Source organism: Candidatus Nitrospira bockiana (genome assembly GCF_965152565.1).
Genome location: NZ_OZ224215.1, coordinates 3,264,777 through 3,283,202, shown reverse-complemented (window position 1 = coordinate 3,283,202; position 18,426 = coordinate 3,264,777). Strand labels below are relative to the sequence as shown.

22 protein-coding genes are annotated in these 18,426 nt (G+C 65.9%); 21 read left to right on the top strand and 1 reads right to left on the bottom strand.

Features of this window, described 5'->3' with window-relative positions:
- Position 1 precedes the first annotated feature (1 nt).
- The 21 genes from ACWHYV_RS15945 to ACWHYV_RS15845 all read left to right on the top strand — a co-directional run bounded on the left by ACWHYV_RS15945 (position 2) and on the right by ACWHYV_RS15845 (position 17,936).
- Positions 2-268: an anti-sigma factor family protein gene (locus tag ACWHYV_RS15945; RefSeq protein ID WP_447977480.1), complete on the top strand. Its 267-nt coding sequence runs from the start codon at positions 2-4 to the stop codon at positions 266-268.
- Between the two features lie 46 nt (positions 269-314).
- Entirely contained in the window at positions 315-3,182 is a 2,868-nt protein-coding gene (locus tag ACWHYV_RS15940) for a sigma 54-interacting transcriptional regulator (protein ID WP_447977479.1), read from the top strand.
- Between the two features lie 181 nt (positions 3,183-3,363).
- Entirely contained in the window at positions 3,364-3,630 is a 267-nt protein-coding gene (locus ACWHYV_RS15935) for an STAS domain-containing protein (RefSeq protein ID WP_447977478.1), read from the top strand.
- Entirely contained in the window at positions 3,627-4,376 is a 750-nt protein-coding gene (locus ACWHYV_RS15930; RefSeq protein WP_447977477.1) for an RNA polymerase sigma factor, read from the top strand. The genes ACWHYV_RS15935 and ACWHYV_RS15930 overlap by 4 nt, the downstream gene beginning before the upstream one ends.
- A gap of 1 nt (position 4,377) precedes the next feature.
- The gene (locus ACWHYV_RS15925) at positions 4,378-4,659 is read left to right on the top strand and encodes a zf-HC2 domain-containing protein (RefSeq protein ID WP_447977476.1); all 282 of its coding nucleotides are present in this window, start codon (positions 4,378-4,380) and stop codon (positions 4,657-4,659) included.
- Between the two features lie 286 nt (positions 4,660-4,945).
- Positions 4,946-5,677, top strand: coding sequence for a TVP38/TMEM64 family protein (locus tag ACWHYV_RS15920; RefSeq protein ID WP_447977475.1), 732 nt, complete (start codon positions 4,946-4,948; stop codon positions 5,675-5,677).
- 38 nt (positions 5,678-5,715) lie between these two features.
- On the top strand, positions 5,716-7,260 hold the full coding sequence (locus ACWHYV_RS15915; protein ID WP_447980737.1) for a mercuric reductase: 1,545 nt from the start codon (positions 5,716-5,718) through the stop codon (positions 7,258-7,260).
- Positions 7,248-8,075 (top strand): DUF3047 domain-containing protein, encoded by an 828-nt coding sequence (locus ACWHYV_RS15910; protein WP_447977474.1) that lies wholly within the window; start codon positions 7,248-7,250, stop codon positions 8,073-8,075. Before ACWHYV_RS15915 ends, ACWHYV_RS15910 begins: the two co-directional genes overlap by 13 nt.
- A gap of 28 nt (positions 8,076-8,103) precedes the next feature.
- Complete coding sequence (locus ACWHYV_RS15905) at positions 8,104-8,892, top strand: DUF547 domain-containing protein (RefSeq protein ID WP_447977473.1); 789 nt, start codon at positions 8,104-8,106, stop codon at positions 8,890-8,892.
- Positions 8,893-8,991: 99 nt separating this feature from the next.
- The gene (locus ACWHYV_RS15900) at positions 8,992-9,186 is read left to right on the top strand and encodes a hypothetical protein (RefSeq protein ID WP_447977472.1); all 195 of its coding nucleotides are present in this window, start codon (positions 8,992-8,994) and stop codon (positions 9,184-9,186) included.
- 123 nt (positions 9,187-9,309) lie between these two features.
- Positions 9,310-9,654, top strand: a complete 345-nt coding sequence (locus tag ACWHYV_RS15895; protein ID WP_447977471.1) for a hypothetical protein — start codon at positions 9,310-9,312, stop codon at positions 9,652-9,654.
- Between the two features lie 49 nt (positions 9,655-9,703).
- Positions 9,704-10,381 carry a TIGR04283 family arsenosugar biosynthesis glycosyltransferase gene (locus ACWHYV_RS15890; protein ID WP_447977470.1) on the top strand — a complete coding sequence of 226 codons (678 nt, stop codon included), beginning with the start codon at positions 9,704-9,706 and terminating at the stop codon, positions 10,379-10,381.
- Between the two features lie 69 nt (positions 10,382-10,450).
- Positions 10,451-10,873, top strand: a complete 423-nt coding sequence (locus ACWHYV_RS15885; RefSeq protein ID WP_447977469.1) for a hypothetical protein — start codon at positions 10,451-10,453, stop codon at positions 10,871-10,873.
- Positions 10,849-11,346: a hypothetical protein gene (locus ACWHYV_RS15880; RefSeq protein WP_447977468.1), complete on the top strand. Its 498-nt coding sequence runs from the start codon at positions 10,849-10,851 to the stop codon at positions 11,344-11,346. The genes ACWHYV_RS15885 and ACWHYV_RS15880 overlap by 25 nt, the downstream gene beginning before the upstream one ends.
- Before the next feature lie 57 nt (positions 11,347-11,403).
- On the top strand, positions 11,404-12,051 hold the full coding sequence (locus ACWHYV_RS15875) for a hypothetical protein (RefSeq protein ID WP_447977467.1): 648 nt from the start codon (positions 11,404-11,406) through the stop codon (positions 12,049-12,051).
- A 46-nt stretch (positions 12,052-12,097) separates the two neighbouring features.
- Complete coding sequence (locus ACWHYV_RS15870; protein WP_447977466.1) at positions 12,098-12,982, top strand: transporter; 885 nt, start codon at positions 12,098-12,100, stop codon at positions 12,980-12,982.
- A gap of 145 nt (positions 12,983-13,127) precedes the next feature.
- On the top strand, positions 13,128-13,709 hold the full coding sequence (locus ACWHYV_RS15865; protein WP_447977465.1) for an RNA polymerase sigma factor: 582 nt from the start codon (positions 13,128-13,130) through the stop codon (positions 13,707-13,709).
- Between the two features lie 31 nt (positions 13,710-13,740).
- Positions 13,741-14,391 carry an isoamylase early set domain-containing protein gene (locus ACWHYV_RS15860; RefSeq protein ID WP_447977464.1) on the top strand — a complete coding sequence of 217 codons (651 nt, stop codon included), beginning with the start codon at positions 13,741-13,743 and terminating at the stop codon, positions 14,389-14,391.
- A gap of 78 nt (positions 14,392-14,469) precedes the next feature.
- Entirely contained in the window at positions 14,470-14,817 is a 348-nt protein-coding gene (locus tag ACWHYV_RS15855; RefSeq protein ID WP_447977463.1) for an isoamylase early set domain-containing protein, read from the top strand.
- Between the two features lie 22 nt (positions 14,818-14,839).
- Entirely contained in the window at positions 14,840-15,727 is an 888-nt protein-coding gene (locus tag ACWHYV_RS15850; RefSeq protein WP_447977462.1) for a hypothetical protein, read from the top strand.
- A 343-nt stretch (positions 15,728-16,070) separates the two neighbouring features.
- On the top strand, positions 16,071-17,936 hold the full coding sequence (locus ACWHYV_RS15845) for a response regulator (RefSeq protein ID WP_447977461.1): 1,866 nt from the start codon (positions 16,071-16,073) through the stop codon (positions 17,934-17,936).
- 79 nt (positions 17,937-18,015) lie between these two features.
- On the opposite strand, the gene ACWHYV_RS15840 is transcribed toward ACWHYV_RS15845, so the two are convergent.
- Entirely contained in the window at positions 18,016-18,411 is a 396-nt protein-coding gene (locus ACWHYV_RS15840; RefSeq protein WP_447977460.1) for a hypothetical protein, read from the bottom strand.
- Positions 18,412-18,426: the final 15 nt, after the last annotated feature.

Below are 18,426 nucleotides of genomic sequence, written 5' to 3'. Positions count from 1 at the left end.
GATGACGTGCAGGGAGCTCGTGGAGGCGGGGACCGATTACCTGGAAGGGGCGCTTCCGCCGGCTCGCTCCGTGCGCCTCCACGCGCATCTGCTGCTCTGTGGAGGCTGCCGCCGCTATGTTGCGCAACTGCGCGCGACGGTGGCGCTGCTCCGGGGGCTCCCGGGCCGCCCGCTTCCCCCGTCGCTGCGTCATCGGCTGATGGCCGACTTCAGAGCCTGGAAAGCCAAGGACGAGGCGGCCCGCTCGCGTCTGTTGCCTTCCGGATAGGCCGGTGCTAGGCTGGCGCCACCTGTCATCCTCGTGATCGCCGCTGATGATGGAACGGCCGCCGTCTCCGGAAGATGCCGCCCTGCGCGCCATCGTGGAAGGCGTGGAGGCCCAGGTCGGTGAGGCCTTTTTCACCTCGCTGGTCCAGCATCTCGCTCGCGCGCTCGGCGTCCAGTACGCCTATGTCTCGGAATTGAGCGAGGACGAGACGCATTTCCGATCCCGCGCCGCCTGGGGGCGCGGCCGATTCCTGCCTTCGTTCGCCGTGCCCGCCGGCGGCCCGTGCGAGGTCGTCCTCACGCGACAGATCGTCCACCATCCCGATCGATTGCCCGCGCTCTACCCCCATGTCCAGGTGATCGCCGACTGGGGGGTGGTGAGTTACTGCGGCGTGCCGATCGCCGATGCCGCGGGCGGCGTGTTCGGGCATCTCGCCATTCTCGACGAGAACCCCATGCCGGACGCCTCCCGGGCCGTGACGATCCTGAAGACGTTCGCCGCGCGGGTCCATGCGGAGCTCGAGCGCATGCGCCTGGAGCACCGGCTGCACCGGAGCGACCGGACGTTGCGGGCGATCGCGGAAGGAACCGCGTCGACGGTCGGGGAGGCGTTCTTCGGCTCGCTCGTCCGGAACCTCGCCGCCGCGATCGGCGTGCGGTACGCCTTCGTGTCGGAGTTCGTCCCGGGATCGGACCAACGAGTGCAGACGCTGGCCTTTTGGACGGGGGACAGGTTCGAGGAGAATTTCGAGTACGACCTGGACGGGACGCCGTGCGAGGCCGTGCTGCGCGGCGAGGTCTGCCACTATCCGCGAGACGTCCGGGCGCTGTTTCCGCGCGACCCCGATTTGGTGAAGCTCGCCGCCGAGAGCTATCTCGCCGTTCCGCTCGTCGGTCCCGGCGGGCGGATATTGGGACACCTGGCCGCCTTGGACGTCAAGCCCATGCCGCTCGCCCCCGAGGACCTCTCGATCTTCACGATCTTCGGTTCGCGGGCCGGGGCGGAGCTCGACCGCACGCAGCTCGAGGAGGCGATGCGACGGAGCGATCTCGCGCTCCGGAAGATCGACGAGGGGACGGCTGCGACGACGGGCACGGAGTTTTTCAATTCGTTGGTCAAGACCCTCGCGGAGGCGCTCGAGGCCCGGTACGCGTTCGTCTCGAGGTTCGTCGGGGACGATCGGCTGCGGGTGCGCACGCTCGCCTTCTGGAAGGGAGACGGCTTCCTCGACAACTTCGACTATGACGTGGCCTCGACGCCGTGCGAGCAGGTCCTCGCCGGGAACGTATGTGTGTTTCCGAACCGGGTGCAGGACCGGTTCCCCCGCCACCGGGACGCGCTGGCCGCGTTGGAGGTTGAGAGCTATCTGGCGATTCCCGTGCTGGACCGCGCCGGGACCGTCCTGGGGCATCTGGCCGTGATGGACACCAAGCCCATGCGCGAAGATCCGCGCGTCCTCTCCGTGTTCAAGATCTTCGGCGTCCGGGCGGGCGCCGAGCTCGAGCGGGAACGGATGATGGCCCAGATCAAGGACAGCGAGGAGCGCCTGCGCGACCTCTTCGACGAGGCGCCGATCGCGTACGTCCATGAAGGCCTCGATTCCCGCTTCATCCGCGCCAACCGGGCCGCGCTCAAGATTTTGGGTCTTGCGCCGGATCAGGTCGAAGGCACCTACGGGAAGTCGTTCATTCCCGACACGCCCGAGGCGCAGCGCCGCCTGCGCGAGGCGTTCGAGTCCATCGGCCGAGGCACCGATACCAGCGGGGTCGTGCTCGAGCTGCGCCGCAAGGACACGGGAAAGCCGCTCTGGATCCAGTGGTGGTCGAAGCCGGACCCGAGCGGCACCTACACGCGCACGATGTTTCTCGACATCACCGAGCGGGTGCTGATGGAGCAGGAGAAGTCGCGGCTGGAAGCACAGAACACGTATCTCCAGGAAGAGATCGCGACCGAGCACAACTTCAAGGAGATCGTCGGGACGTCGGCCGCGATCAAGAAGGTGCTCCAGGCGATCGAGAAAGTGGCGCCGACCGAGGCCACCGTGTTGATTACGGGCGAGACGGGAACCGGCAAGGAGCTGGTCGCCCGCGCGATCCACGACCTGAGCGCCCGTAAGGACCGCGTGCTGGTCAAGGTCAACTGCGCCGCGATTCCGGCGGGCTTGATCGAAAGCGAGTTGTTCGGGCATGAGAAGGGCGCGTTCACCGGAGCCCTGACCCGGAAGATCGGGCGCTTCGAGTTGGCCGATCAGGGGACGATCTTTCTCGACGAGGTCGGCGAGATCCCGCTGGATCTGCAAACCAAGCTGCTGCGGGTGCTGCAGGAAGGAGAGTTCGAGCGGTTGGGCGGCACGAAGACGTGGAAGGTGAACGTCCGGGTGATTGCGGCCACCAATCGCAACCTCGAGAAGGAAGTGCGCGAGGGACGATTCCGGTCCGATCTCTACTATCGGCTCCATGTCTTCCCGATCCCGCTCCCACCCTTGCGCGATCGTACCGAGGACATTCCGCTGCTGGTCGGGTATTTCGTCGGCAAGTACGGGGCGCGGCTGGGCAATCAGATCGAGACCATTTCACCGGCGTCCTTGGCGGCTCTTCAGGCCTACGAGTGGCCGGGGAACATCCGCGAGCTCGAGCACGTCATCGAGCGCGCCATGATTCTCACGCCGGGCACCAGGCTCGAGCTCGGCGACTGGGCGCCGAAGAGCGGGACCGTCTCGAGCGACGGTCGGATCGCGACGCTCGAGGACCTGGCGCACGCGCAGCAGGAGCAGGAACGCGCCCACATCCTTACCGTGCTCGAAGCCACCGGTTGGCGCGTCAGCGGCCCGAAGGGGGCGGCCGAGGTCCTCGGTCTGAAGCCGACCACGCTCGAAGCCCGCATGAAGAAGCTCGGCATCGTCCGCAGCCGATAGTCCCAACCTCGCTGGGACGTTCCCAACAACATTGGGAGGTCGATCCGGCGCCGGCCGGGGAGTCCTGACCGCGACCTCCGAAAACCCCTCGTCTTGCAAGGCCGCGTTCTCGTCCCCTCGGGTCACCCGATCGGCACGCGCCTTGCCATGTCTACGGCCATCTCGACGTTCGGAGGCCGGCATGTTGCGCATCTCGCGATCCGCCGACGATGGAGCCACGGTGAGCCTGAGGCTCGAAGGAAAGATCCACCGGGAGTGGGTCGCCTTGCTCGAGCAAGAATGCCTGCAGTTGAGCGCGGCGGGAAAACGCGTCGTGCTGGATCTCTTACAGGTGTCCTATATCGACCGCGAGGGCGTCGACCTGGTCAGGAAGATGCGACAGGGCTCCGTGCGTCTCGTCAATTGTCCCGCATTTCTCCAAGCGCTGCTGAGGGGAGGACAGTCATGAGTCAGGTCAGGGCGAGAGCGGAGGCCATGGAAGGAACGGCCTATTTGGCGGCGACGGGCGTCGATGGATTCTGTGCGGCGGAGCTCGATCGGCCGGACGAAGGGAGCGCGACCGCCGCGGACGCCGAGCTGGTCGAACGGCTGCGGCGAGGCGATGAGCAGGCGTTTGCGTGGATGGTGGATCGCTATCACGGCTCGCTGATCCGCCTGGCGCGTGCGCACGTCGCCGATCAGTCGGTCGCCGAAGAGGTGGTCCAGGAAACATGGCTCGCGGTGCTGGAGGGACTGGACCGGTTCGAAGGGCGGTCCTCGGTGAAAACGTGGATGTTCAGGGTCCTGACGAACAAGGCCAAGACGCGGGGGGTCCGCGAAAGCCGCCATATGTCGGTGTCGCCGCTTCCCGCCGGCGACGAGGACGGCGACGAGCCGGCCGTGGATCCGTCCCGCTTTCGGGCCACGGGACATTGGGCCGACTATTGGGAGGCGTATCCCGCGCAGTGGGACGACGAGACCCCTGAGAAGGTGTTCCTCACCAAAGAAGGCACGGCGTATCTCGAAGGTGCGATCGCCGCGCTGCCGCCGAACCTTCGCCAGGTGCTCGTGCTCAGGGACGTCGAGGGGCTGAGCTCCAAGGACGTGTGCGATCTGCTGGCGATCACCGAGGGGAACCAGCGGGTCCTCCTGCATCGGGCTCGCTCACGGGTGCGACGCGCACTGGAACGGTACCTGGAAGGAGGCGGACGATAAGATGACCAGGGAGGAGATCAAGATCTACGTGCTCGATTACCTGGCGGGGCGGATGACCTGCAAGGAGTTCGTCGACATGGTCACCGATTATCTGGACGGGACGATGCGATGGCCCGCACGGCTCCGCTTTCACCTGCATCTCGGCCTCTGCCTCGGCTGCCGGAACTACCTCCAGCAGATGCGCCACAGTATCCGGACGCTGGGGGCGCTCCCGCCCCAGCCGCCACCTCCGACGGTGCGCGAAGAGCTCGCACGGCGGTTCAAGGCGGCCCGGCGCCCGTGAGCTCGGACGGCCTCATAAGTCCGTTTGGTTGGTTAGGCGGTTTGGTCCGTTTAGTCCGTAGGATCCGTTTGGTCTGTTCCGGGGTCAACGGACACAACGGACCTAACGTTTCCCAGGGGGAGACAGAGCCGGGGGTTCTGATCTAGTATGAGGTGCAGGCTGCGGAGCGTTCGTTGAGACCGTCATCCAAACAGACCTAACGGACCAAACCGACCTAACGGACTCAACTGACCGAATGCCTGTAACGGACTCGAGTCCACCGAGACTGATGAGCAAGGAGCGAAACATGAACCACACAACGGTGAACATCGAGTCGACGCCGGCCATGACGGCCCGCCCTTCCGCCGCCGGGAAAATCCTGCTCGTGGCGGTCTTTGCGGCGGCCGTCCTGGCGTTTTTCTACTTCGACCTCAAGCAGTACCTCTCGCTGGAGGCGCTGAAGGCGAATCGAGACCGCCTGCTGGCCTTTACCGAGGCGAACTACGTGTCGGCGGTCGCCGCCTACATCCTGCTGTACTGCGTGCAGACGGCCTTTTCGCTGCCCGGGGCGGCGATCCTGACCTTGGCCGGAGGCTTTCTATTCGGGAGCGTGCTGGGGACGCTCTACGTCAATGTCGCGGCGACGTCCGGGGCGACCTTGGGATTCCTGGCCGCCCGCTATGTGCTGCGCGATTGGGTCGAGCGCAAGTTCGGCGACCGCTTGGGCCCGATCCAAGAGGGGTTCGCCAAGAACGCGTTCAGCTACCTGCTGACGTTGCGGCTGATCCCGATCTTTCCGTTCTTTCTCGTCAACCTGGTCTCGGGCCTCACCCGGATCCAGGTGGGGACGTACGTCGCGGCGACCGCGATCGGGATCATCCCGGGCAGCTTCGTCTTTGCCAACGCCGGCCGGCAGCTGGGCTCGATCAACTCGCTGAGCGAAATCGCCTCGCCCCGCGTCTTGGGTGCCTTTGCGTTGCTCGGACTGCTCGCGCTGGTACCGGTCGTCTACCGGCGCGTGAGCGGTGGCCGGGCCTGATGTGGACGGATGTCGTGAAGAGGATGGAGCCTGCCATGATGATGCCCCGCGACGGCCACACACTCGTACTCCCCGACGACGAGCATAATCGGGCGCTGGTGCAGAACGTGCACCCGCCGGGATGGGTCAACCCCGAGCCGAAGGGCCGGTACAACCTCGTCGTGATCGGCGCGGGGACGGCCGGGCTCGTGACCGCGGCGATCGCATCGGCCTTGGGGGCCAAGGTCGCGTTGATCGAAAAACATCTGATGGGCGGAGATTGCCTGAACGTCGGGTGTGTGCCCTCCAAGGGAGTCATCCGCGCGGCCCGCGCCTGGGCGGAGGTCCGGGACGCGGAGGCGTTCGGGCTCCACGTCCCGGCCGGCACCAAGTACGATTTCGCCGCGGCGATGGCCCGGATGCGGAAGCTGCGGGCGCGCATCAGCCAGACCGACTCGGCGCACCGGTATCGCAAGCTGGGCGTGGACGTCTTCATCGGCGAGGGACGATTCGCCGGGCCCGAGACCGTCGAGGTCGGCGGCGCCCGGCTGCGCTTCAAGAAGGCCGCGATCTGCACGGGCGCTCGCGCGGCGGCGCCGCCGATTCCCGGGCTCGAGCAGGCGGGCTACCTCACCAACGAAACCATCTTTTCCTTGACCGAGCTGCCGCCCCGGCTCGCCGTGATCGGGGCCGGACCGATCGGGTGCGAGATGGCGCAAAGCTTTGCCCGGTTCGGGAGCGAGGTCCTGCTGTTCGAGCGCATGGGCCACATCCTGCCGCGCGAGGACGCCGATGCGGCCGAGATCGTCCAGGCGCAGATGCGGAGGGACGGGGTGCGGTTCGTGTTCGACGCGAAGGTCACCCGCGTCGACATCCGAGGGAACGAGAAGGTCCTCCAGTACCAGATGAACGGCGGCGTGAAGGAGGTCGTGGTCGACGAGATCCTCGTCGGGATCGGCCGCGCCCCGAACGTCGAAGGGCTGGGCCTCGAAGCGGCCGGCGTCGAATACGACACCACGAGCGGCGTGAAGGTGAACGATCGGCTCCAGACGACGAATCCGCGGATCTACGCCGCGGGGGACATTTGTTTTCCGTTCAAGTTCACTCACACGGCCGATGCGATGGCGCAGATCCTGATCCAGAACGCGCTGTTTCCCCATCCGTTCGGTCTCGCGTACGCGAGCACCACTGCGTTGATTATTCCCTGGTGCACCTATACCGAGCCCGAGATCGCCCACGTGGGGTTGTACGAAGCCGAGGCGAAGGCCAAGGGGATGGCGGTCGACACCTTCACCTTCACATTGGACGAGGTGGACCGGGCGATCCTCGACGGCGAGGACGACGGGTTCGCGCGCGTGCACGTGAAGAAGGGCACGGACACGATCGTGGGCACCACGATCGTCGCCGCTCATGCCGGAGACATGATCAACGAGGTCTCCGTGCTGATGAAGGCCGGGCTGGGCTTGAGCACGATCGCCGGCACGATTCATCCGTATCCCACCCAGGCCGAAGTCGTGAAGAAGGTGGCGAACGCCTGGCGGAAGACGACGTTCACCGAGGGGAAGAAGCGGGTGCTGAGCAAGTGGTTTGAATGGACCCGATGAACGAGGGGGGCAGGCGGCTCGGGCGTCGCCGGGTCGGCCCCGTGCGTTTCAAATCCAAGCCGGTCTCGTACCGTGGTCTCGGCCTCCTGGCCGGCTGGGTTCTTTGGGTCGTCGCGACCATGCCGGCCGGATTCGTCTCCGCGGAAGAAGGAGGCGTCTTGCCGGTCGGGGCGTTTTCGCAGGCCGCGCCGGGCACCGAATGGCCGCCCGGCTGGCGGCCGTTGACGTTTCCGAAGATCAAACGGCATACGGAGTATGTATTGGTGCGGGACGGAGACACCGTCGTCGTGAAAGCGGTGAGCAACCGATCGTCGTCGGGTCTGACGAGGGAGATCACGATCGATCCACGGCAGTATCCCGTCGTCCAATGGCGCTGGAAGATCGGCAATCTCATTCAGGCGGGCGACGTGACGCGAAAGGACGGGGACGACTACCCGGCGCGGCTCTACATCACGTTCGCGTACGATCCGGCGAAGGTCGGCTTGTTCGAGAAGGCCAAGTACGAGGTGGCGCGGCTGGTGTACGGACAATATCCCCCGACGGCCGCCTTGAACTACATCTGGGAAAGTCACGCGTCCGTGGGGACCATCGTCCCCAACCCGTTCACCGACCGCGCGCGCATGATCGTGGTGGAGAGCGGCGCCGCCCGCCTGAATCAATGGGTGGATGAAGAGCGCGACGTCTACGAGGACTACCGGCGCGCGTTCGGCGACGAGCCGACCATGATCTCGGGGGTCGCGATCATGACCGACACTGACAATACCGGGGAGTCGGCCACGGCCTACTACGGCGACATCGTCTTTCGAGCCCGGTGAGTGTTCAATCTCCTATACGCACGGTGGTATGCGCGCAGCTCCTGGTCTCTCACTCATCCTGATCGTGCTGATGGCCGCCGGCTGCTCGTCGGCTCCGCGCGCCTTTTCCCCGCGGGATCCCATTCCTCTGGAGGCCTTCTCGGAGCAGCCCTTCAACGAAGTCCTCCACGCCCACGTCGCCGACGGCGTCGTCGATTATCCGGCGATCGCCCGTGACGATCGCTTTCGGTTGCACCTCCGCCGGCTCGCGCGGTTCGATCCGAATTCGTTGCCGTCCCGTGCACACAGCCTGACCTTCTGGATCAACGTCTACAACGCGTATGCGATCAAAGGGATTCTTGATGGGTATTCCCCGCGGACGCTCTGGGGCCGGTACCGGTACTTCATCAGCGTCGACCACGAGATCGGCGGCCGCCGGATCAACCTCTACGATCTGGAACGGGACCTGTTGATTCCGGATTTCCAGGATCCGCGCGTCCACTTTGCGATCGTCTGCGCCTCTCGGTCCTGCCCCAAGCTCCGTTCCGAGGTCTACTCCGCGGAGCGGCTGAACGAGCAGTTGGAGGCAAGCGCCCGCGCGTTCGTCAATGATCCGACCAGGAATCGGTTCGATCGCGATCGGAAGGTGGCGCACCTGTCGATGATCTTTCGGTGGTTCGAGCAGGACTTCGCCCGGCGTTCGGGCTCGCTGCTCAAGTACGTCGCGCAGTACGTGTCCGACCCCGACCTCGCCCGAGAGCTCCCCGGTTATCGGGTCGAGTTCCTCGACTACGATTGGAGCCTCAACGGGGTAGCGGGTAGAGGGATAGAGGGGTAAATGGGTTATGAGAGGTATGTGATAAAGGGGTATAGGGGTATGGATAAAGGACATCTTTTCCCCACATACCCCTCGACCGCATAACCCTTATCACTATTCATGGTGATTCGGCCTGACGAGCGGGTGCCGATCGCGCGGCTCCTCACGTTCCTGATGCAGGGAGAGCTGCTGGCGAGGGATTGCGCGCGGGCCCAGGCGGACCTCGCCGCGGATGTTCGGCAGCGCCGCTTCCTCCTTTCGCAGGCGCGGCAAGAGGCGGCTCACGCGCTCGTGTTCCATGGAGCGATTGCGTGACTCGCCCCGCGCCAGGTCGGCGACGCACCGCTGCTTCGGCCCCTCGCAGAGTGCCGCACGCTCCTCGACGCGGCGCTTGCACGCGGCGATTGGTATGAGTCCCTCCTGGCCGAACAGGTCATCTTGGAAGGCCTGGGGGAGTCGATCCTGTCGCGGATCGAAGAAGGGCTCGCCAAACGCGGCGCCCCGTTTGCGCGCCTCCGGTGGGTGCTACTCAAGCAAGAAGAGGCACATCATGCGTTTGGCGCGCGCATCCTCGAGCGCGCGATCGCGGCCGGTGAGGTCTCCGCGGAGGGATTGCGGGGGCAGGCGCAGGCCTACCTCGCCCTGGTGGACCGCATGGTCTCCGGCCTGGCCGACGTGTTCGATTCAATCGATGAAGATCCGGGCCTGTATCTCCGCGGGGCGCGACAGCGCTGGCCCGCGTGGCTGCCCGCGAGTGGGGATTGGGTAGGGATAGAGGGGTAGAGGGATAGTGGGATAGTGGGGTATGGGGATAGGAGAAGCGTCGCCGCCCATGATCTCGGTCATCATCCCGGCGCTCGATGAAGAACGTGTGCTGCCCGCGACGCTCCGGCACCTGTTCGCGCAACAGGGCGAGTACGAGGTGATCCTCGTCGATGGGGGGAGCACCGATCGAACGCGATCGATCACGGAAGGGTACGCCGAGATCAGGCTGGTGACGGCGCCCAAGGGCCGGGCGAGCCAAATGAATGCCGGGGCGCGGCTGGCCCGGGGGCATTGGCTCCTCTTCCTCCACGCCGATACATTCCTGCCCGCCGGAGCATTGGCCCGACTCAATGCGCTCGAGGACGATCCGGCCGTTCAAGCCGGCGGCTTCCACCATGGCTTTTCCGGCGATGATTGGCGTCTCCGTCTGATCTCCCGACTCGACAACTTCCGCTGCCGCCACAGCCGGATCATCTACGGCGACCAGGCCTTGTTCGTCCGCCGTGCCCTCTTCGAGCGGTTGGGCGGCTTCCCCGAGCAGCCGATCCTCGAGGACGTGGCCTTCTGTGAACGCCTCGTGCGGGTCGTCCAGCCGATTCTGCTTTCGCCGCCGGTCGTCACCGACGCCCGCAAGTTCCTCAAAATGGGGATCTGGCGCAGTTTGGCACGGGTCCTCTTGATCATCTTGCACGTTCAGTTCCGGCTTCCGGTCCTTCCCCGAGCCTTCTTTCAGGATATCCGCTGACCTCTCCGTCCGTTTACCTTTTCAAGCCCGCTTCGTCTAACCGGGTGAACGACGCGAAAGGAGAGCGCCATGAATCCATTCAGCTTCTGCCTGCACGCCGTCCTCGTCGGGGTGGTCTTGCTCCATGGGGCCGCCTTGCCGTCCCCCGGACATGCGGCGGGGGGCCAAGAGATTTCCGGCGCATTGCCTCGAACCGAAGCCGGGGCCGTCGACATCGTTGCGCTACGGGAGGCGGTTGCCGCAAGAATCGCGGAAGGGGCGCGCGAGGTGCATGTCCGAGACTTCTCGCTGTCCCCTGCGGAGGCCCGCGCGCTGTTGCTTGCCGTCGATCGGAGCGACAATCTGTTGAGACAGCTCGCCGACGGGATTCCACAGGACGGCGTCGAGCGGCAGGTGGCGCTTCGAGGGAGCGTGGACGGCCAACGGGTCGACGCCCGGGTGCAACGGCAGGAAGACGGCGCGTTGCCATGCGAATCGACGGTGTGCGCGTGAACGAGATGAGCACGGCCGAGCGGGAACGGCTGGTGCAGGACCTGAGCACCCGGACCGGGTTCGACCGCGTGCGGATCGAGGGCGTCGATGCCCAGGGGAGGGACATCCGCTTGGAATTTCGATCGGACAAAGGGCTGGTCAAACACGAGACCCGCGGCGAACGGGGCCGTGATCGGGCGCAGATGCAGGCGGAGCCGGGAGCCGACGAGCCGCGTGATGACCGTCCGTTCAACCGGCGGGACGACCGCCGAGTCGACCGGCAAGAAGATCGCCGGATGGACCGCCAAGTCGACCGGCACGAGGATCGCCAGCGCGAAGATCGTCGGATAGACCGGCGGCTCGATGCGGGCCAGCGCGCCGATCGGATCGAACGGATGGAGCGCCTTCAACGGCCGAGCAGGTCGATCGTCCGGACCGATCCGTCCGTCCGGAACGGAGCGGCCGAAATTGAGCTGACCGTGACCGGACGTTGACAGGGGACCATGATCCCGGTAGGTAGGAGGGTTCCACTAGCTGTAGGGAGGTCTACGATGACGTCTCGGAGGTGGATCGGAGCGCTGGCGACGGCGCTCATGCTGCAAGGGGGGCTCGTGCCCGCTCAGGCTCAGGTCGCGTCGGACGACGTCCGGCTTCAAGTGCTGCAACAGGAGGTCGATGAGGATGCCGCCGCCAAGGTCCAGAAGACCAACGCCGAGGCCTTGGCGAAGCAGTTTCAAGTCCAGCCCAAGGTCGTCGAGGAGTTGCGGGCGGCCAAACAAGGGTGGGGGGAGATCACGATCCGGATGGCGCTGGCTCAAGAGCTGACGAAGGCCGATCCGAAGGCGTATCCGACGATGACCGAGGCGCTCGCGAAGGTCGGCGATCTCCGGTCGGCGGGAATGGGATGGGGGAAGATCGCCAATGATCTCGGGTTCAAGCTTGGGCCGCTCGTGAGCGAGGTCAATCGCGTGCGGCAAGAGCTGCGGGCGGAAACCAAAGTGACGACCGGAACGCAGGATCCATCGAGGCTCAAAGGAGACGAGGCGCGCGGACCGGCCAAGGAGAAGACCGGGGAGCGTGCGCAACGGCCGGATCGCCTCGAGCGCGCGCAACGGCCGGAGCGGCCCGAGCGTCCACAAAGGCCCGAGCGACCCGAGCGGATGGACCGGCCGGACCGTCCCGAACGGCCGGGCCGCTGACCCCTCGTGCTCGTCGTCCCCCTCACATCTTGCTCAGTAGGTGACCATGGACAGTCGGGTTCTGCCCGCGCTCGGCGGGCTCGTGGTGGTTGTGCTCGATCTGATCGCCGGTGTTCATCACAGCTCGGCCGCCGAGCAGCAGTGGCAGGTGAGTCTGTCGCCGACCTACACGAGCGGCAATTTCGGGACGGATACACGGACGGATTTTCTCTATGTCCCGTTCGTCGTGCGACGCTTCTTCCGGGACGGCGACGTCTCGCTGACCATCCCCTATGTCAGCGTGACGACCGACGGCCGCGTGACGTTGGTGAGTGGCGTCCCCAACCGGATCGATCGGCGGGGCCGGGGCAGCGGGAGCGGCGGCAGCGGAGGGAGCGGAAGTGGCAAGAAAGAAGACGATTCGATCTTGGCTGCCGGTGTGCCGCCCGGCGGACGGGTGACGAACAGCGGGCTGGGCGACGTCATCCTACGCGGGCGCTACTACGTGATCGATGAGCGCGGTCCGTTCATCCCGACCGTCGCCCTGACCGGCCGCATCAAATTTCCCACGGCGGACGCGGACGAAGGCCTCGGCACCGGGGAGTTCGACGAGGGGGCCGGGATCGAGGTGTCGAAGCTGGTGACCAAGAAGGTCATCGTCTTCCTCGACGGCGGCTATACGATCATCGGCAAGCCCGAAGGATTCAATCTGCGGAACCAATGGAACTACGACGTCGGAGCGGGCTACTACTTCACCAAGGACCTCCTGGGCAGCGTCTACTACGAAGAGTATCGATCGCTGGTCTCAGGCCTTCAGAACCCGCGCGATTTCCTGTTCGCCGTCAACTACCGGGCGACGGCGGCGTTCCGGATGAATGCCTCGGTGCAGGTCGGTCTGTCCAACGGGGCGCCGGATTACGGCCTGACCGGGGGCGTCAGCTACCGCTTCTGAAAAGACAGGTTCAGGCTGAGGTTCAGGTTCAGGGATGTGGAGCAAGAAGGCGGTCTGCCTCTCCATGTCTCTTTGGCGCAGGAGGGTTCGGTTCCCGATGCTCGGCCCGAGCCCTCCGCGTTCCTGATCGTTTACCGTTCCGCCTGTGATTCGTCCAATCAACGAGACGGTCGGTGAAGCGGACCTGCTGAAGCGGAGCCTGCAGGGCGATCGAGAGGCGTTCGGCCTCCTGCTCGAGCGCCATGCGGCCCCCGCCTTCAATATCATCGCGCGAATGGTGGGCAGCCGGACCGACGCGGAGGACCTGTTCCAGGAGGCCTGTCTGGCGGCGTTCAGAGCCTTGCCGGCTTTCCGGGCCGACTCCAAGTTTTCGACCTGGCTGTACCGCATCGCGGTGAACAAGTCCAAGGATTGGCTGCGGGCTCATCGGGCCGGTGTTGCGCCGATCGAGGAGCCAGGGGAGGAGGAAACGAGCGTGGGGCCCGTCGAGGAGCGGACGCCCGAGACGGCCCTGTCGCAAAAGGAGATCGCAGACCACCTGGACGAAGCGATCCAGCGACTGCCCGTTCTCTATCGCGAGGCCTTCCTCTTGAAGCACGTGGAAGGATTCAGCTACGAGGACATGAGCGAGATCCTCGGCGTGAACCCAGACGCGCTGAAGATGCGCGTCTACAAGGCGCGGGTGCAGTTGCGCCGGGACCTGCACGCATGGCGCGCGCAGCTCTGACGCCGGAGGCCGACGATGATGGGGCACTGCCATGACCGATCGTGAACGAGCCATCCAACGCTTCATCGACGGCGAATCGACACCCGAAGAGCGTATCCAGCTCCTCAAGGCGGTCGGCGACGACGAGAAGGTCCGCCTGGCCGTGCTCGAGCTCGAAACGATCGCGGCCGCCGCGGCCGCGCTGCCGCGGCTCACCCCGCCGCCCGCCTGCGTCGCTCAAGTGGTCCGCCGGTTGCCCGCCACGCGCTCGCGCTGGCGGCCGCTCGTCCACGCATGGACGGTGCCACGCCCGCTCTTCTGGCGTCCCGCCGGGGTGTTCGCGTCCGCCCTGCTGCTGCTTATCCTCGGCGGGCTGTTCGGGCGGCTGGGGCTCCACCCCGGCCGGACCCCGGCGCCTGTCCCGTCCGACCCCACGGTCCTCGTCAGACTGGTCATGATCCAACCGGATGCGGCGTCGGTGGCCGTTGCCGGCGACTTCAACGGCTGGAATCCTGAACGCACGCCCTTGGTGCGGAGCGCCGACGGGGTCTGGACGGCGACGGTTCCGCTCAAACCAGGCCGCTACCATTACATGTACGTCGTCGACGGCCGCCACTGGCTCAGCGATCCGTTCGCCGCCGACGTGAGCGTGGACGGATTCGGCGCCGAGAACGCGGTGTTGGACATCGAGCCGCCGCTATGAGGACGATCATGCCGCGAGTTGCACCGGGACACGGGCTGGGCTACTCTCTCGCCACAACCGTCCTCGGAACTGACGTCCATGCATCGAGTATGGCGATGGTGTGTCGCCGGGCTTCTCATGATCGGCTGCGCCGGCCCGGCCGTTCCGTCCGCCCCCAGCAGAGGGCCGGAAGGGGTCCGCTTCACCCTCCACCATCCCACGGCGCGGTCGATCGCCGTGGCGGGATCGTTCAACGGATGGTCGCCCGCGGCCCAGCGGATGGTACGCGACGGGTCCGGTCTCTGGACGGTCACCGTTCGCTTGCCTCCCGGGGAGCATGCATTCATGTACGTCGTCGACGGGGTCCGGTGGCTGACGCCCCCGGCGGCCGATGAGTACGTTGAGGATGGATTTGGGCAGACCAATGGCGTCGTCATCGTCCCATAATGTGACGTGCCGCCGCGGCCGCGTGGGTGCCGCGGTCCTCACGCTCGTGTTCTCCCTGGCTTCGGCGGCCGTCGGCCAAGCGGAGCCGATCTCGCCGCAAGATCGCGGCGAGATCGAGCGGCTGCGGACCGCTCACAACCGGCCGGCCGAGGACGTCGAGGCGTTATTGGGCCAGGTGACGCGAGCCGCCGAGCGCGGGCTCCCCGATGAGCCGCTCCTCAACAAGGTCAAGGAAGGGTTGGCAAAGGGCGTCGAGCCGAAGCGCATTGAAACGGTGCTGCGGGACATGGCTGCGCGAATGGAGACCGCCCAGGCCGTGCTCGATGAGCTCGGACGCCGCGAAGGCCCGGCCGACTCCGGGCGACGCCGTGCGGTCGAGATGCTGGCGGACGCCATGGCGCGGGGCATGACGGCCGACGACGCGCGCGAGCTCGTGCGCCAGACCCGGGAGGCGAAGATTCGGACGTCAGAGGAGGCGTTTGCCGCGGCGGCCAAAGGCGTGGCGGTCATGAAGGAGGCCGGAGTCCCGTTCAAGGATGGCGCCTCGCTGCAGGCTGAAGCGCTGAAACAAGGATTCCGCTCGGCGGACCTGCTCGAGCTCGCACGTGAGATCAAACGGCGCGGCCGCGAGATCCAAGACGGAACGCTCAGCCTCACGCAGGTCCAGGACGCGGTGCGGCGTGGAGAGCGGCCCGAGAGGATCTTCAGAGGGGCCGGGAGCGACCGCAGCGGACGCGGGAGCGGCGATCGGCCGGATCGGGGAGGGCGGGACGGCGGGGAGCGGATGCGTGACGATCGCGGGGCTCGGGGAGAGCTCCGGCCGGACCGGATCGAGCGCCCGGATCGCTCGGGGCCGTCCGATCGCCCTGAGCGCCCGGAACGCCTGGACCGCTCGGGGCGAGACCGCTGACCAGACGCCCCGGTCTGAATTCTCTTCTTTTCTGCTTTTCACAGTTTGCCGTGCTCGTGCCACCGCCTGACCGGTGGCGCCGTGCCCCTCCCGTTTGGAGCACCCCCTCTGGAAGCGGCTCCCCTCCGCTGATCCGGCTCGAAAGCGAGAAAGGTGGAAAAATAACGCGGTGGACGGACTTAGAGATGGGCGCGGCGCTGTCAGACTGCCGGTCATCGCTCACCTGGCCGCCGGCGCTCGGTCCGATGCCGTTGGAATTTCCTGCCTCATCGGAAATTGACAAATTGTCGAATGCCGGGGATAGTTTCAGAGGCATACGGAATTCAACGAGTTATACGCCTTCATGACCGCCGGTCCGCAGATCTCCGTGCTCATCGCCAACGCCGACGCCGCCGAGGTGAAGCAGATCACCATCGGCATCCGGAGCGTGTTCCCTGGGTGCCGGGTGGAAGCCATCTATGCCGGCGACGAACTGATGGAGTGGGTCGCACGCCACGAGTGGCAGATCGTGTTCCTCGACGAGCCGCTCCTCCAGAGCGGCTGGCTCTCGGTGATTCCGGAAGTCCGCAAACGCCTTCCGCGCGCCGCGATCATCCTCGAAACGGACCGCAACGAGATCGCGGTGGCGATGCAGGCCATCCGCGCCGGCGCCGACCATTGCTTCTATAAGAAGTCGCCCACCTTCGCGACCGAGTTCCCTGCGGCCGCGAAGGTCCTGGTGGAGAAGCGGGAGCAGCCTCCCGCCCTGCTGGACCGGTCGAACGATCCCTACGCCCGGCTCTCGGAAGAGATGACCGAGATCGTCTATGAGCTCGACAGCGAGGGCCGCTTCGTGAACGTGGGGCCCGGCGTCACCAGACTGCTCGGCTACACCCCTGAAGAATTGATCGGGATGCATTTCTCGAAAGTCGTCCCCGAAGAGGAGCGGCAATTGGCCGAGCATCGTCTCAACGAGCGCCGGACGGGCGACCGCGCCACCCGGAACCTCGAGCTTCGCCTAAAGCCGAAAGGCACGGAGGCTGCGGAGGACGTGATCGAGGTCGAGCTGACCGCCATGGGCCGCTACAACCAGCAGCGGCAGATCCTCGGGACGGTCGGCGTGATCCGGGACATCCGAGGCCGCAAACGGGCGATCCAGGAGCGGGAGATGCAGTTGCGGCAGCAGTTCCGGGAGCGCGAAGAACAGCTCGGCAAGGAATTCCACGAGTGGGAACGACAGATCGAGGACGCGCTGCGGCGGCGTGAGCAGGAGCTGCAGTCGGAGTTTCAGCGCCGGGAGTCGGAGTTGGCCCAAGAGCACCAGCGGCTGACGGCCGAGATGCAGCACGAGCTGGAGCGCCGCCAGGAGCTGCAGCGACGCGAAGAGGAATTGAAGCTGGAGCTTCGCCGGCGTGAAGAGCAGCTCACCGAGGAGCATCATCGGCTGAAATCCGAGATGCAGGTGGAGTTGGAGCGCCGTCAGGAGCTGCAGCGGCGAGAAGAGCTCCTTCGGGAAGAGCTCCAGAAGCGGGAAGACCGGTTCAAGCAGGAACAGACGCATCTGGAGCTGGAGCTGGAGCGCCAGTACAAGGAGCGTGAGGCTCAGCTCAGACAGGAATACCAGCAGCAGGTCGAGCGCTTGAGCGAGGAGCGGCACCGCCTGGAACGTGAGATCGAACAGAAGCTCGAGCAGGAGAAGGAGCAGCTCAGGCAGGATGCGGAGCGCCAGGAGACGAAGCTGCACCTCGAACGCCAGCGGCTCGAGGCGGAGCTCAACCAGGTCTTGGAGCAACCCTACCGCCCCGACTCATCGGGGACGGTGCTCATCGTCGAGTCTCAGGAGACGGTGCTCGGTCTGACCCGCACGCTCCTCCAGCAGCACGGCTATACCGTGCTGAGCGCGGCGACGGCCAACGAAGCGACGGCGATCTGCCGGGCGTACAAATTTCCGATCCACTTGCTGCTCACGGACGTAGGGAAGCCGGGGAACGTGACGCTCGAGATGGCCGGGCGGTTCACCGAATTGCGGCCCGAGATGAAGGTGTTGTTCCTGTCCGGCTGCGTCACCGACGCGAAGCATCAGCTCGACATGCTCAATCGAGGCATCGCCTTCCTGCCCAAGCCGTTCTCGCCCGACATGCTCATTCGTAAGATCGCCGATACGATCGACGTCACCGACCCCGCCAACCCGCCTGCGACCGGAACGCTCCGCTTGTCCGCGCTGCCCTGAGCGGACGAGGCGCGGTCCCCGCCCGTTCGAGATCCGCACCATCCGCTTCGCCTGCCGCATCGCGTCGGCCTCGCCGGCTTCAAGGGCAATGCGGCGCTCCGATCGCGGTGAAGATCCGTGACAGCGAGAGCCAACGCGGGACGTCCTGCGTCGTCGGAAACGTCACACCGCCGCCGGTCTTCAAGTTCAGCGCCATCCACTCTTGATAGAGACTGCAGACGCCGGGCGGATCGGGAATCCTGTTCTTGGGAGCCGCTTCGCCGAGCGTGGCGCGCACGGACGCGAGCGTCGCCCCTGCAGGCATCACGAGAACCGTCCCCTGCGGCTCGTACGGCGGACAGAGGCGTTCGGCCACATTGGTGAAGGTTCCATCTTCACACTTGTACATCTGGTCGGCGGCAACGGCGTCCGTGGAAGCCAAGGCGACAAGGGCGGTGAGACAACCCGTCAGGCAGATGAGTGCTGTGTTTCTCATGGCGTCACCTCCTCT